10 protein-coding genes are annotated in these 14,843 nt (G+C 41.9%); 5 read left to right on the top strand and 5 right to left on the bottom strand.

Features of this window, described 5'->3' with window-relative positions:
• Positions 1 to 39 precede the first annotated feature (39 nt).
• Positions 40 to 564, top strand: a complete 525-nt coding sequence (locus LZD48_RS10335; protein ID WP_255770994.1) for a CueP family metal-binding protein — start codon at positions 40 to 42, stop codon at positions 562 to 564.
• Positions 565 to 615: 51 nt separating this feature from the next.
• On the opposite strand, the gene gdhA is transcribed toward LZD48_RS10335, so the two are convergent.
• Complete coding sequence (gdhA, locus tag LZD48_RS10330; protein WP_235762668.1) at positions 616 to 1,998, bottom strand: NADP-specific glutamate dehydrogenase; 1,383 nt, start codon at positions 1,996 to 1,998, stop codon at positions 616 to 618.
• A 131-nt stretch (positions 1,999 to 2,129) separates the two neighbouring features.
• Between gdhA and gltC the strand changes: the two genes are divergently transcribed.
• A complete protein-coding gene (gltC, locus tag LZD48_RS10325; RefSeq protein ID WP_235762667.1) occupies positions 2,130 to 3,035 on the top strand; it encodes a glutamate biosynthesis transcriptional regulator GltC in 906 nt (301 codons plus the stop codon).
• 104 nt (positions 3,036 to 3,139) lie between these two features.
• Here the strand turns inward: gltC and LZD48_RS10320 are convergent, their stop codons facing one another.
• The 3 genes from LZD48_RS10320 to LZD48_RS10310 all read right to left on the bottom strand — a co-directional run bounded on the left by LZD48_RS10320 (position 3,140) and on the right by LZD48_RS10310 (position 7,083).
• Positions 3,140 to 4,297 carry an N-acetylmuramoyl-L-alanine amidase family protein gene (locus tag LZD48_RS10320; RefSeq protein WP_235762666.1) on the bottom strand — a complete coding sequence of 386 codons (1,158 nt, stop codon included), beginning with the start codon at positions 4,295 to 4,297 and terminating at the stop codon, positions 3,140 to 3,142.
• A gap of 616 nt (positions 4,298 to 4,913) precedes the next feature.
• Positions 4,914 to 6,158 (bottom strand): ABC transporter permease, encoded by a 1,245-nt coding sequence (locus LZD48_RS10315; protein ID WP_235762665.1) that lies wholly within the window; start codon positions 6,156 to 6,158, stop codon positions 4,914 to 4,916.
• Positions 6,151 to 7,083: an ABC transporter ATP-binding protein gene (locus LZD48_RS10310; protein ID WP_235762664.1), complete on the bottom strand. Its 933-nt coding sequence runs from the start codon at positions 7,081 to 7,083 to the stop codon at positions 6,151 to 6,153. The genes LZD48_RS10315 and LZD48_RS10310 overlap by 8 nt, the downstream gene beginning before the upstream one ends.
• Positions 7,084 to 7,622: 539 nt before the next feature.
• Between LZD48_RS10310 and LZD48_RS10305 the strand changes: the two genes are divergently transcribed.
• Positions 7,623 to 8,816 (top strand): MFS transporter, encoded by a 1,194-nt coding sequence (locus tag LZD48_RS10305; protein WP_235762663.1) that lies wholly within the window; start codon positions 7,623 to 7,625, stop codon positions 8,814 to 8,816.
• A gap of 76 nt (positions 8,817 to 8,892) precedes the next feature.
• A complete protein-coding gene (locus LZD48_RS10300) occupies positions 8,893 to 12,060 on the top strand; it encodes a DEAD/DEAH box helicase (protein WP_235762662.1) in 3,168 nt (1,055 codons plus the stop codon).
• Positions 12,061 to 12,159: 99 nt separating this feature from the next.
• On the opposite strand, the gene LZD48_RS10295 is transcribed toward LZD48_RS10300, so the two are convergent.
• On the bottom strand, positions 12,160 to 13,440 hold the full coding sequence (locus LZD48_RS10295) for a hypothetical protein (RefSeq protein WP_235762661.1): 1,281 nt from the start codon (positions 13,438 to 13,440) through the stop codon (positions 12,160 to 12,162).
• Positions 13,441 to 13,730: 290 nt separating this feature from the next.
• Here LZD48_RS10295 and LZD48_RS10290 point away from each other — a divergent pair, with 290 nt between their 5' ends.
• Positions 13,731 to 14,771, top strand: coding sequence for a TAXI family TRAP transporter solute-binding subunit (locus LZD48_RS10290; RefSeq protein WP_235762660.1), 1,041 nt, complete (start codon positions 13,731 to 13,733; stop codon positions 14,769 to 14,771).
• Positions 14,772 to 14,843: the final 72 nt, after the last annotated feature.

Here is a 14,843-nt window from a genome sequence, read left to right as displayed (position 1 = left end):
GCATGAGATTAATTTTATGCAGGGAGAGTGGAATAGATGATGAGAAAAATGACAATACTTATCTTTGTAATTTCAGGTCTCATCCTGTCAGCTTGCAGTGCTGGAGAAGAAGCGGCAGACACGGAGGCGCCAACGGATATTGAACAGTTTGTTCATGAATACAGTACAGGTACGTTTGAAAATGTATCTGCATCGATCACTTCAAATGAATTAATTGTCACTTATACTAATAATAAGGAAGAAATTTATGAACTGCCAGCAGATAAATTTTTCCTTTCCATTGCTCCATTTGAAGAGGTGACCCATCCTTGCTTTGACCACAGCTTAACCGGTTGTCAGGGAGAAATGGTGAACGAATCATTTGCAGTAGAAATTATCGATAGTGGAGGCGACATGATTGTGAATGAAACGATGGAAACAATGGATAATGGCTTCATCGATCTTTGGTTGCCGCGCAATGATGATTATGAAGTAAAGATATCGTATGAAGATAAAACAGCTGAACAAACTCTATCCACTTATGAAGGGGATGGAACTTGCGTAACAACGATGCAGCTGCTATAAAAAAGAAGACCTGCCAATCAAGAAGAATGGCAGGTCTTTTCTTATCTGTTTTTAGATAACACCTTGAGCAATCATTGCATCCGCAACCTTCTTAAATCCGGCGATGTTTGCACCTTGGATTAGGTTTGTTGCATTATCGAATTGTTCCGTTGCATCTACACAGTTATTGTAAATACTCTTCATAATATCTTGGAGACGCTCATCAACTTCTTCAAACGTCCATTTGAGGCGCATGCTGTTTTGTGCCATTTCTAGCTGGGAAACAGCTACTCCACCAGCGTTTGTTGCTTTCGCTGGTCCGAATGCGACACCATTTTCAAGAAAGACATTCGTTGCCTTTTGTGTGCTTGGCATGTTTGCTCCTTCAGCAACTGCGATGACACCATTTTTGACGAGTGCAATCGCATCTTCTTCATCAAGTTCGTTCTGTGTTGCACAAGGTAAGGCAACGTGACAAGGTACACTCCAAATCCCTTTACAGTTTTCATAGTAAGTTGTATCTGGATCGAATTCCAGATAATCGCTTACTCTACCTTTATCCACTTGCTTAATTTTCTTAAGTACTTCGATGACAATTCCATTTTTATTATAAATGTAACCGGAAGTATCACTACAAGCGACGATTTTCGCTCCAAGTCGGCTTGCTTTTTCCATCGCATAAATCGATACGTTACCAGAACCGGAAACGACGATGGAACTTCCGCTAATGTTATGTCCAATATCTCTCAGCATTTCTTTCAAGAAATAGATTGTCCCATAACCAGTTGCTTCCGTTCTTCCAAGACTTCCACCATAATCTGGGGATTTCCCAGTGATTACTCCAGCCTCATAAGCACCACGGATTCGTTTGTACTGGCCGAACATATAACCAATTTCCCTTGCGCCGACCCCGAGGTCGCCAGCAGGAACATCAACGTCTGGACCAATATATCTGGCAAGTTCCGTCATATAACTTTGACAGAAGCGCATAATTTCATTATCTGACTTACCCTTCGGATCGAAGTCTGCGCCACCTTTACCTCCACCGATCGGCTGGCCAGTTAGTGAGTTTTTAAATGTTTGTTCAAACCCTAAGAATTTAACGATACTTAAGTTAACGCTTGGATCAAAACGAATGCCGCCTTTGAACGGTCCAATGGCACTGTTGAATTGTACCCGGTACCCACGGTTTACTTGGGTTTTGCCGTTGTCATCCACCCATGTAACGCGAAAAGAAATAACGCGTTCGGGTTCAACGATTTGTTCGAGAATACCCATTTCCATATAATGAGGCTCTTTTTCTAGTAGAGGGAGAATCGATTGGAGGAATACAGCAACAGCTTGGTGGAACTCAGGTTCATTCGGGTCGCGTTTCACAACCGAACGATAAATTCCATCCAGATATGCGGATACTTCTTTATTAGCGGTATCTAGTTGATTACTGATTGTGTTCATATATGCTCTTCCTCCTTATGTCTATACGTATAATTATACCTCTATTTTACCTTTTTATATCTATCTAAACAATATAAAAGATAGATATAATCAATGCCGATATGAGATAATAAGTTTGGGAGGGCTCGAATGTGGAACTAAGACAGATTAAATATTTTATTGAAGTAGCGAAAAGGGAACATGTAACTGAGGCGGCAAATCACCTGCATGTCGCACAATCTGCGGTTAGCCGGCAGATTGCAAAGCTTGAAGAAGAGCTGGGGGTGAGCTTATTTATCCGTGAAGGAAGAAATGTCCGGCTCACTCCAATCGGGGAAATCTTTTTAAAGCATATGGAGCAGGCGATTCATGTGATTGAAGATGCCGAACAGGTCATTCATGAATATACCGATCCAGAAAAAGGAACGATTCATATCGGTTTCGTCAGTACATTAGCGTTGTATATTTTGCCGACCTTGATTTCTGCTTTTCGGCGGCATTATCCGGCGGTAAAGTTTAAATTAATTCAAGGGAATTATTATGAGTTAAAAGACTATGTATTGAAAGGGAAAACGAATATGGCATTACTTGCGCCCGTTCCAATGGATGAATCTCGCCTGGTGGGGAAGGTGTTGTCGACCGAAAAAATTGTGGCCTTAGTTCCATTGCATCATCCGAAGGCGAATCAGCAAGCATTACGGCTCACCGATCTTCGTGATGAATCTTTCATCATGTTCCCGGAAGGCTTTATCTTACGGCGTATTCTCATGCAAGCTTGTGAGCAAATTGGCTTTACCCCAACTGTTACGTCTGAAGGGGATGATATTGATGCACTTAAAGGGCTTGTTTCGGCAGGGCTTGGTATTTCCCTCGTTCCGGAAAGCACGCTTGTCGATAACTTACCACGGGCAACCGTCCGAATCCCTTTGATTGATCCAGTCGTCACCCGCACGGTTGGGATGATTATTCCGGCCGATCGCGAACTACTACCGACTGAAAAAATCTTTTATGAATTTGTCGTTGATTTCTTCAGCCGTTTAGAACAATTTAAAAAATAACTATCCTGCAAGTTAGTTCAATGTTTCCACATTATGATGTTAGCCGGAGCAGGTTTATTTGATTATAAAATCCCTTCAACCAAAAATGGTGAAGGGATTCGTGTCTAATGAAAATAATTTAATAATCCTTTGGCAATCGCATCCGCCACCGTTTGTTGATAATCGGCTGTTTGAATAACCGATAAATCATAAGGGCTCGTAATAAATCCTAACTCCAATAAAATGGCCGGTGCATTCGTGTTACGGAGAACTTTATAGCCGGCTTGTCCAATTCCGCGGTTCGCTAAAGGAACAGCAGAACTTATACTCGAATGGACATGTCTTCCAAGTTGATGACCAGCTTCTGTATAATAGAATGTATTGAAGCCTTGAACAGAAACAACTGGGAATGAATTATAATGGATACTAATGAATGCATCCGTATTATAAGCGTTGCTCAAATCTGCTCGCTCGTCCAATGATAAATAGTAGTCCGATGTCCGTGTTTCAATTACGGTTGCCCCGTAATTCCGAAGCGTTTGCGCAATCTGGTTTGTAGTCTGGTGAACAAGTTCTTTCTCATACACACCGCCAAGACCAATCGCACCAGGATCTCTTCCGCCATGACCGGCATCTAATACGATATTGAAGCCAGATAGAGAGCGGTTTGCTGACGTTGGTTCCTTATCGGTATTGACACTTGCAACTTGTGTGGTAGCTGTCTCTGTTGCTTGTTCACTTGAACTTGCAGTGCTCGCACCCGATGAACTTGTCAGCCAGGAAGCAATCCAGCCGGTATTTCCATTGTTAAGTTCAACATTTATCCAATCACCTGATTTGGAAATCGTATTAAATGTTTCCCCTTGGGATGCTCCGGCAATGACCGCATACTCAAGGGTTGGACCAGAACGGATATTGACACTTGGAGCAGTAACGGTCACTGAGTTTGCAGCAGCTTCCGTTGTCTTTGCTGGTGTTGCAGTTTGTTCCGGATTTGCTGCAGGTACTTCGGGGCTCGCCTGAATCAAATGATGCTTTGCAACCCAAGCGGTGCTTCCGCCATAATAAGTCTGCACCCAGCCGTATTGTTCCTGGAAGACTGTAAGCCTATCTCCCTTATGTAGAAGTCCAATAATAGTTGCATCACTTGCAGGATCCTCGCGAACATGAAGAATATTTGCTCCCACTTCATAAGTTTGTCCGCTTGCTGCCTCCATTTTTTCCACATGAATAAAGAAAGTAAGTAATACTATTACGATAAAGCTAATCTTGAGGTTCCTCATAAATGCCTCCTTGTATTTGGAAAAAATTAGATTAATAGTTTTATAATAATATGAATGAAACGAGTAAACAAGGGAATAGAAGAAATAAATCCATAATGATGATAAAGAACTATTCGGAATAATTGGGAAAAAGGTCCTTAGAGACTGGTTGCTTAAAAGGCTTACTTTCATTCCGGAGTATAACCTTCTCCCCCCTAGGCTCTGGATTGCTTTGTGAGAAAGCTTAATTTGAAACGTTATTTCATATATTTTCCGAGTAGCTCGTTTACCTATCTTTAGTGGGAAAGCAATCACGTTTAATCTTCCCATCAATACGCTGACTTTACTCTAATGGAAAGTAACCAGGTTTATTCTCAATCAGCATATGCATCTGGTTTTCATCGGAAAACGCCCGTCCCAAGCAGGGCAACTGGACACTACATAAAAAAAGAGCACATCCAAACCGTGGATGTGCTCTTCGCATCTTATTAATCCCATACTTCGCTTGCGATAATTAAACTGATGCTTACTCCGATACCTAAGGCTATAACATACATTAACATATGAATACCTCCCACAAGTGAATGCTATTATACTAATATTATAGTATATATTTAAATGAAAAGGAAAAAGAAGTTTAGGCTTTTAACCATTTCCAAATTTCACCCGGGGTTGCGTTCTTCCCGTACATGAGAATTCCGACCTTAAAGATTTTGCCAGCAAGCCTGACAAAGATAAAGACACTGACGATGATAATCGCAAGAGAGATGCCGATTTCAAGCCATGGCCAAACATCGAGCATCGTAAGGCGGAGCAGCAATACTCCTGGAGCAGTGAACGGAATGTAAGTTCCGATTTGCGCCATTAAACCAGAAGGGTCTGCAACGACCGGACCGATGAAAATGAATGGCAAGAATGGCAGCATCATGACGATCCCTTGGAAGTTGCCGGAAGTCGTCACATCTTCAATCGTAGCACCGATTCCCACAAAGATTGCTGCAAACATCAAGTAGTTCAGCACAGCAATGAATACAAACAGCAGTGTTTCCGGAACGAATAAATACTCAAACAGCGGGATATCGGTCGTGAACAGGATAAATGGCACTAAGAACACGAGCAATACAGCCGCTTGCACAAGTCCAAGAACAAAATAGCCGATAATTTTCCCTTGCATTAATTCTTCAGGAGTGACGGAAGAGAGAATGATTTCGGCGATTTTATCTTTTTTCTCTTGAGAAGCACTTTGGAACATTGCCATCCCGGTGAAAAGAATCGAAATGAAAATGATACCACCAAAAGATGCTGGAACGATTCCCGCTAGGAAATCTTCACCGGCTGCCTCGTCTTCAAGAGCTCCATCGTCCGTGATTTCTTCTGCATCCATTTCCGCAAAATGAATCCCGCGAGAGACAGCAAGTGATTGCTCTTCCGTTAAGCCAAGCGTCTCCATCTGATAGCTAAGAATTGGTGCTTGAAAAATGGCCAGCTGATTTGAAAAGAATGAATCCACATCTTCAGCGATATACACTGGAATGACGCCTTCGTTCAAGGCAGCCTCATTTAAGAATACATAGGCAGTATCTTCCGCTTCCTCTAACTCAGCAGCAACTTCGCCAATTTCCACATTCGTTTCCTCTATCCGAAAGTCCAGTCCACTTTCGGAAGCATACTGCGAGAGTTCATCGATAATGCCAATCTCATCATTGATGAAAACAGTCATCTCATCTCCTTCAGCGCCATCGTCTGAATCGCCGCCAATCCAGCTGCCAATCAGGCCGAAACCGACAATTAAGAGGGGAGTAAGGAATAATCCGATTAGAAAGGTTTTATTTTTCATATTTCGCTTGATTTCCCACTTCGCCACTTTCATCGCATTACGCATGGACTTCACCTTCTTCCGGCATTAAGTGCTTATCTGTTGCGATATCGATAAAGATTTCATGAAGAGATACACGGTCAATCGCTAGTTCCTGAATCGTAACATCGTCTGGCAGTTGTTTCAGCCAATGGTTTGGATTGACATCCTTCGTTAAATAAAGAATCGAGACATCGCCGTCCTGTTCAATATTTTCAACGTCAGGAATGGCCTCTAAAGTGCTTCTTTCATTGCTGCCGCGGATGGTGCATTTAAAGTTGGCATACTCTTGTTTCACAGCATCAAGTGAACCATAAATGACCTTCTCTCCGCGTTGGATCATAAATAATCGGTCACACATTTCTTCCACTAAGTTCATTTGGTGGGATGAAAGTAAAATTGCAGTGCCATTATCCCGGAGACTGCGAATTTCATCTTTGAAAATTTCCTGACTTACCGGGTCAAGACCAGAGAATGGTTCATCAAGAATCAATAATTCCGGTTCATGAATGACTGCACCGATAAATTGTACTTTCTGTCCCATTCCTTTTGATAGCTCTTCCATCTTGACGTTTTCTTTACCTTCCAAGTCAAATTTTTTCAAGTAGGCAAGTACTCTTTCTTTTGCCTTCCCAACGGGATAATCTTTCAAATCGGCAAGGTAAAGCAAGATGTCCATGACCTTTACGTTTTTGTATAAGCCCCGTTCTTCAGGAAGGTAGCCAATTTTATTTTGCGGTATTCCTTTCCCTTGGTGGTTATGGAACGTGACAGTTCCATCGTCGGGGTACATGATTCCCATTATATTGCGGATGGTTGTTGATTTACCAGCACCATTCGGGCCAAGAATCGCCATTATTTCACCCTTCTTGACTTCGAAGGAAATGTTTTTTAAAACTTGTTTGTCTTTAAAGGATTTATTAAGCCCATTTACTTCCAACATCAAATCCATTCCAGCACCGACTCCTTTCGAATAAAAAATATGTATGTTTCGTTGTAGTAGGTTATACGGGTGAAATGGATAAAAGTTTCAAGAAATAGCATATTAAAAAAAATCCTTCTTAGCCGACCTCCCGCAGGAGTCTCGAGGTGTCTGGACTGCTACCAGCAAAGGTCGAATTTGAATCACTATTTAATGTTCTGGAAAAAGTATACTCCTTATCTTGACGGAATAATTTCTATTTATAATAATCATCTTACCAGTTCAGTTGCCCGGGGGACGGTGACTCCTACGGGAAAAGCACGTGTCCGAAGACCCCGCAGGAAGCGGTTTTCTTCCGAGGAGGCTGAGGCCGTGCCCGTGGAAAGCATCCGTCCCCCGGGCAACTGAACGGTAATTAAAGCTCTGAATATGTTAATGAGCCAAATCACTTACGCTGAATGAAAGCAATTATCCTCTTCAGTGTGCGGGTTGGGATATTAAATATTTCCATTCTCGAAATAATCCGGTATAATCTAGTATTAAGCATTTAGGAGAGGGAGTCTGATCAAATGGGAGAGGCAAGACTTTATTCGAACCCAAAAGAGAACAGAATTTGGACAAAAGACTTTGTTTTTATTTGGTTAGCGAACTTTTTTGTTTTTCTTGGCTTTCAAATGACACTGCCGACTCTTCCGCTTTATGTAAAAGAACTTGGCGGCAGTGACCAGATGGTTGGGATCATCGTTGGAATCTTTACCTTTTCAGCGTTATTATTGCGCCCCTTTGCAGGTCATGCACTAGAATCAAAAGGGCGTGGTTTTGTATATATTATTGGACTTACTATTTTTGTCATAACAATGGGAATTTATGGGTTCCTCGCAAGCATCTTCCTGCTTGGCCTGGTTCGGATTCTTCAAGGTGCGGGCTGGGGATTTTCAACAACTGCAGGAGGGACGATTGCTACTGATTTAATTCCACCGAAGAGAAGGGGAGAGGGGATGGGATATTTCGGTTTATCGGGAAATATCGCATTGGCTATGGGGCCATCACTCGGGCTCTCTCTTGTCGGTATTATTTCGTTCCGAGATATCTTCTTCATTTCTGCGGCGCTTGGGCTTACCGCTTTACTATTATCGCTTGGCATCGGATATAAAAAGGTAGAAGTACCGGATAGGCGATCAAAACCTGCCCGTTTTGATGTACTGGAGAAGACTGCGTTACAGCCGTCGATTCTTATGTTTTTTATTACGGCGACATTTGGCGGGATTGCTACCTTTTTACCCCTCCATGCGCTGGAGCGGGATGTGGAAGGAATCGCAACGTATTTCCTTGTCTATGCCATTTTTCTCATGATATCCCGGCTTTTTGCAGGGAAAATTTATGATAAGAAAGGACATCTCTATGTGTTCGTGCCAGGTGCAATATTCATATTTGCCGCTATGCTATTGCTCGCCTGGTTGCCGAGTACGACGATTCTGTTGACGGCAGCAGCGTTATATGGATTTGGATTCGGAACCGTTCAGCCAGCACTTCAGGCATGGGCGGTCGATAAAGCGGATGCAGACCGAAAAGGGATGGCAAATGCGACATTCTTCTCCTTCTTTGATTTAGGGATTGGGGTTGCCGCAATATTTTTCGGAATGCTCGCATCGAATTTTAATTACGCATCAATTTATATCGCATCATCCATTTCAATTCTTTGTTCGATCATCATGTATATTTATTTTTATATAAAAGGAAGAAAGCAGGAGAGCAATGCATGATTTCTTTTCACTTTTGTTCTTGCTTCCTTTAAAATAGAAATTGAGGCAATAGCAGATAAAGGCAGGTAGTATGATCTTGAAACCATTAAAGGATGTTAACATCAGCAGATTATTCCCATCGGTTATCTACCGGCGGGGACTCGATTATTATAAAAAGGGCAGGGTCAGTGAACCGCTTTATGATAGGAATCATGGAGTATGGACAACAACCGTTGCTGGTACAGAAGATTACTTTGTCGAAATCGATGTAAAAGACATCGATAAAGGTACGATTGATACGTATTGTGATTGTCCTGCTTTCGACACATACGGGTCTTGTAAGCATATCGTAGCAACTTTGCTCATGATCCAAGCGAAGGACGGAGCCGGAGAGCAGGCAGTTTCCTATGATTATAAAATTACGGATCGTTTCATCGAGCAGATCAGCGAACTGCAGCAATTGGAACAGAAGAATCCGAGCCTAGTCATGGATCAGACGCCGGTGCAAGTAGAGTATCATTTGCACGTAAGCTATAGTGGGAACTTGCTCATCGAACTGAAATTTGGTGAGAATCGCACCTATGTTGTAAAAGAACTGTTCGAGTTAATTGATGCAGTCCTAGCTGGAAAAGAATACTTTTTCACGAAAAACTTCACGTACAGACCAGAAGAAAATTACCTCCTGCAATTGGATGAAGAAGTATTCCAGATGCTCCACGCGATTCAAAAGAATGAAAATATTTATCATTCCACCTTCTATTCCATGACAAATACAGCCGATGACCGGTATATGACAATCCCACCGCTTGCCGCCCGTGATTTGCTTTTAAAGCTTGCAAACCGGAAGACAACGGTTACGGTAGCAGACCGGACATATGAGGATATAACGATTGCGGAAGAGGGTTTCCCTTTTCAATTTATGCTTGAAAAAAGTAATGAACAAGACATTTTGCTGCGTCTTGCTGAAGGCAGTGGAATGTCCATTTTACAAGAATATAATATGCTGTTAAATAATGGGGTCTTTTACTTTATTACGCCAGAGCAAACGAAGATCGTCGCTAACCTTTTTAAATTCAATATCAATCATTACGCTCTTGCAATTTCAAAACAACAGGCAGATCGTTTCTTTTCAGAAGTCATTCCGTCTTTAAAAACGGTAGGTGATGTGACGGTTGCTGAGAATATTATTGAAGAAGTCATTCAAGTACCACTCCAGGCGAAACTGTACCTCGAATTACAGGAGGACGTAGTGAATGGAAAACTGGAATATCATTATGGAAAGCATCTCGTTCATCCATTTAACGGAGGCGGTCAGGAAGACGTCATTATTATTCGTGAAGTCGAGAAAGAACGGGAAATCATGGAGCTGATCGAGCATGCGAACTTCCGGTATAATGGAAAAGAGCTCTACCTGGAGACGGAAGCAGAAGAGGAGCTTTATGAATTCCTTTATGAAATCCTGCCGCTTCTAGCAGAAAAGGTGGAATTGTTCCTGACGTCAGACTTGAAGTATATGATTGTGGAGCATGAACCGACAGCAACGACGAATGTGAATCTTGATTCAGCTTCCAATCTGCTTGAAATCAGCTTTGATATCGATGGAGTGGATGAGTCGGAAGTGGATGCGATTTTGCAGGCTGTTATTGAAAAAAGACGATTTTATCGTTTAAACAGCGGAGCATTGCTCTCGCTTGAAAATGATGCCTTTTCCTCGATAAATGACTTTTTCGATCAACTGGATATTAAAAAACAAGATGTAACTAGCGGAAACGTGCAAATGCCGCTGTACCGGAGTACGCAAATCGATGAACTGATCGATACAAAGAAGAGCTATGATCCGGAATTCCGCTCGCTCATTCATCACTTACGTTCACCGGAAGAACATGTCGATGAATTACCGAAGCAGCTTGATGCCGAACTTAGGACCTATCAGGTTACTGGTTACCAATGGTTCAAGTCACTTAGCCGCTATCACTTAGGTGGAATTTTAGCAGATGATATGGGACTTGGAAAAACATTGCAGACGATTGCTTATCTTGCATCTGAACCGAGTGAGAAGCTGCATCTTGTCGTCGCACCTTCATCCGTTGTTTACAATTGGAAGAATGAATTCGATAAATTCACACCACATTTAAACGTTGAAATATTAACCGGGACACCTGCGGAAAGACTGGAAAAAATCAAGAATAAGCAGGGTGCCGATGTTTGGATTACGTCCTATTCTACGGTACGGCAGGATATTGAACACTATAGCCAACTCGACTTTCAGACCTTGATTCTAGATGAAGCACAATATATTAAAAATTATGCAACAAAGACATCCCAGGCAATCCGCCAGATCAATGCTTCCCGCCGATTTGCTTTAAGCGGAACGCCAATTGAGAACTCGATAGAAGAATTATGGGCCATTTTCCAAGTCATCTTGCCAGGTCTAATGCCGAATATACGGAAGTTCAAGCAGCTTTCCAATGAACGAATCGCGAGTATAACAAGACCATTTATTTTACGCCGCCTGAAGCAGGATGTATTAAAGGAATTACCTGATAAAATTGAATCTGTCAGTCTTTCTGAATTGACCCAGGAGCAGAAGGAGTTGTACGTCGGTTATCTTCAGCAAGTACAGCAAGATGCTTCCGAGTCATTAAAAGACAGCGGCTTTAATAAGAACCGGATGAAAATACTGGCGGGACTCACGAGACTGCGTCAGATTTGTTGCCACCCATCCTTGTTTATCGAGAATTATCAAGGAGAATCGGGCAAGCTGATGCAACTGATGGAGACGGTGAAGACGACTCTTGAAAACGATAAACGGATGCTGATTTTCTCCCAATTCACGAGTATGCATGAATTGATTATCAAAGAGTTGAACAAAGAAGGAATTGATTTCTTTTATTTGAGCGGAGAAACGGGTTCCGAGGAACGGCTCCATATGAGCGAACGCTTTAACAGTGGAGAGAAGAGTGTCTTCCTGATTTCACTGAAAGCAGGGGGGACCGGGCTGAATTTGACAGGGGCCGATACGGTTATTTTATATGACCTTTGGTGGAACCCTGCCGTGGAAGACCAGGCAACCGGGAGAGCTCATCGTTTCGGACAGAAGAAGATTGTTCAAGTGATCCGTCTCATCGCGGAAGGAACGATTGAAGAGAAAATTTACGCCCTGCAACAGAAAAAACGCGAACTCATCAACCAAGTCATTCAACCAGGCGAACAAATGCTGAGTAGCCTAAGCGAAGATGACATCCGTGAATTACTGAGCTTGTAAAACGAAACTTCATTCCGCGGGGGTTTTACACTTGGGTTCGCATCATCATGAATGAAAGAATCCTCCATACCGTCCTTTTAGGAACGATAGGGGGATTTTTTAATGATTCAACGTAAATAGTTTTCGTGGTCTGCCTTTTTTATAGGGGCGTTCTTCACCGGCAATTTTAATAACATTACCCGTCAACAATTTATTTACTGTCCGCTCGGCACTTCTTTTCGTCACTTGATAAAACAGTGCCACATCATTTGTTGAAAAAGGCTCATTATTTCGGTCGGTAATAAAGTCAATGAAATTATAGGAAAGCTCATTGTTCAGGCGGGCATGATGAATTAAAGCCTGATAAAGACTGGATGTATCGATTTCTTTTTTCACGCCAATCGGCCCAATCATCTCTTGCCTCTCATTCGTAATATAGCAGATGCTGTGTTCGCTGCGTTGACAGCTTTCATGGGCTATTTCCGCATTTTTTGCAGATTCAAGTGCACTGAGCCCAAGACCGAACCCAAGATGAACCGGAAGTTTAATACTGCTTTTCATTTCTTGTAATAATGGAAACGACCGGTAATGTTCTTTCAAATGTTTATGTAGCTTCTCACTGCCGTATAAAACAAATTTTCTTTCCTCTGTTTCTACAAAGGTTGTGTCTGTTCGTGTACTAAACCGCGTCAATATTCTCCTAATCCGCTTTAAAATATCTAAACTATGACCGATGATTTCTGTTTTTTCGTCAATGCCTTTAACTGAAATATAGCCTGTAACCATTTGGTTATTCTCTGACTCACTCAGTTTAGCGAGTGAAATTGTTTGATTGAGTGCTTCTTTCAGCCGAAGCTCAGGCAGATGGAGTGTACTTGCCGGAATATCTCGTCCTCTTAACTCTGCAGCGATTTCCTCTGTGCTTGCAAGTACATATTCAATATTACCTTCGTTCCAAAGAGTTGTATAAGAAGTGATTAGCTTCTCTGTATCTGGCTTTTCCCAGCTGTCAAATAGGATAGGCTTGATTGGTTCCTCATCCAAGTTCAGCTCTCGCACAACATCATCAAGATATGATTCATCAAACAAATCAAAGGCAATTCGTTTAACGTTTTTTTCCGCTTGTAGACGGTATAGAGCCACGCTCACCATATAAGGATCCGGTTCAATCTGAATCGTAGGCAGGCGTTCTTTTTCAATCTTGTTGTAAACATATAAGTAAGATAGATATTCTGTAAATAAATAAACATCACAATTATAAACGGTATCAAGGAGAGTAGTTGTCTCCTCTGCTTTTGAATAGGTGAAAGGTAGTAGTTCAATTTCTTTATTTTCTTCTAAAAGCGAATGGATTCGGTCGATCGTCGGTTGTATTCCAAATACAGCTAATTTTAGTTTCATCTCATTACCTCCAATCATGAGAAACATCTAAATATTTACACATCATCATATTGAATTTTCGTAATATTGTCAAGAACTCTGCTGGAAGCGGATACAATATTATTGCTTTTTTTATTTAAAGCAGGTAAAGTGGATAGAAAGAAATAGTGCAAACAGAATCTATGTTTATCTAATAGATTATCGTTAATTATCTGTTAAATATTGCTAATTTGTCGATAATTACTAAGAATTATATTGACAAAATAAAGCTTTTTGTTAGAATTTTACGTATAACGAAAGGGGGATGTAAGATGAAAAAGAATAAATTATCCATTATCTTCGCACTATTGATAGCGCTTGCTTTGTTTTTAGCAGCGTGTGGTGGCGGTGGAGATGATGAGGGAGATGCAAACGGCGACACTGGCGGCGATGACGCTGGTAGCGAAAATGGTGAGGAAACAGAAGCAGGAGAAGATGCACCAGAGTTTCTAAGTATGCTTACTGGTGGAACAGGCGGTACTTATTACCCACTTGGAGGAGAAATGGCGCAGATTATTTCTGAGGAGACAGGGATTCAGACAGATTCTCCATCATCCAATGCTTCTGCGGATAACGTTATCTCTCTCAAGGAAGGGGAAGCAGAGCTGGCGTTTGTCCAGACGGACGTTGTAGCTTTCGCAAAAGAAGGAATTAATGCATTCGAAGGGGAGCCGGTTGATAATGTATTAGCACTTGGATCCCTTTACCCGGAAACGGTACAGATTGTGACAACCGCAAGTTCGGGAATTGAATCGATAGAAGACCTGGCAGGTGCAACTGTATCAGTAGGTGCGCCAGGTTCAGGGACTTACATCAACGCAGAACAAATTCTTGAAGCGCATGATCTAACAATGGATGACATCGATGCTCAGCACTTGGATTTTGATGAATCTACTAGCGGTATCCAAGACGGTAATATTGATGCTGCATTCATTACAGCTGGCACACCAACTGGATCAGTTGAAGGTCTAGGCGCAACTACAGATGTTACTGTTATTCCGATTGAGCAGGACAAGATTAATGCGATCATTGAAGAGTATCCGTACTATGCGGAAGATACGATTCCTGGTGGAACATATAGCGGGATTGATGAAGAAATCAAGACGGTAGCTGTTCTTGCGATGATAGCCGTGACGGATTCTTTATCAGAAGATGTCGTTTATGAGATTACGAAAGCAATCTATGATAATGCGGACTCGATCTCACACTCCAAGGGAGAATTCATCTCACCGGAAACGGGAGTTGAAGGAATTGGAATTGACTTCCACCCTGGTGCCGAGCGTTATTTCCAAGAGGCAGGAGTACTTGATTAATAATTGATTTAATATAAAGGCCGGCAATCAAGACGGTAAACTAGTTTTGAAAGCCGGCCGTTTTATTGACCG

Source organism: Oceanobacillus alkalisoli (assembly GCF_021556485.1).
In the GTDB taxonomy this organism is placed as follows: Bacteria; Bacillota; Bacilli; order Bacillales; family Amphibacillaceae; genus Oceanobacillus; species Oceanobacillus alkalisoli.
This window is presented reverse-complemented; position numbering and strand designations above follow the sequence as displayed.

Excerpts from the sequence above, each read along its gene's own strand:
- LZD48_RS10295 (WP_235762661.1), bottom strand. The coding sequence starts at position 13,440 with ATGAAACTAAAATTAGCTGTATTTGGAATACAACCGACGATCGACCGA.
- LZD48_RS10315 (WP_235762665.1), bottom strand. The coding sequence starts at position 6,158 with ATGCGTAATGCGATGAAAGTGGCGAAGTGGGAAATCAAGCGAAATATG.
- LZD48_RS10305 (WP_235762663.1), top strand. The coding sequence starts at position 7,623 with ATGGGAGAGGCAAGACTTTATTCGAACCCAAAAGAGAACAGAATTTGG.
- LZD48_RS10310 (WP_235762664.1), bottom strand. The coding sequence starts at position 7,083 with ATGGATTTGATGTTGGAAGTAAATGGGCTTAATAAATCCTTTAAAGAC.
- LZD48_RS10290 (WP_235762660.1), top strand. The coding sequence starts at position 13,731 with ATGAAAAAGAATAAATTATCCATTATCTTCGCACTATTGATAGCGCTT.
- LZD48_RS10335 (WP_255770994.1), top strand. The coding sequence starts at position 40 with ATGAGAAAAATGACAATACTTATCTTTGTAATTTCAGGTCTCATCCTG.
- gdhA (WP_235762668.1), bottom strand. The coding sequence starts at position 1,998 with ATGAACACAATCAGTAATCAACTAGATACCGCTAATAAAGAAGTATCC.
- LZD48_RS10320 (WP_235762666.1), bottom strand. The coding sequence starts at position 4,297 with ATGAGGAACCTCAAGATTAGCTTTATCGTAATAGTATTACTTACTTTC.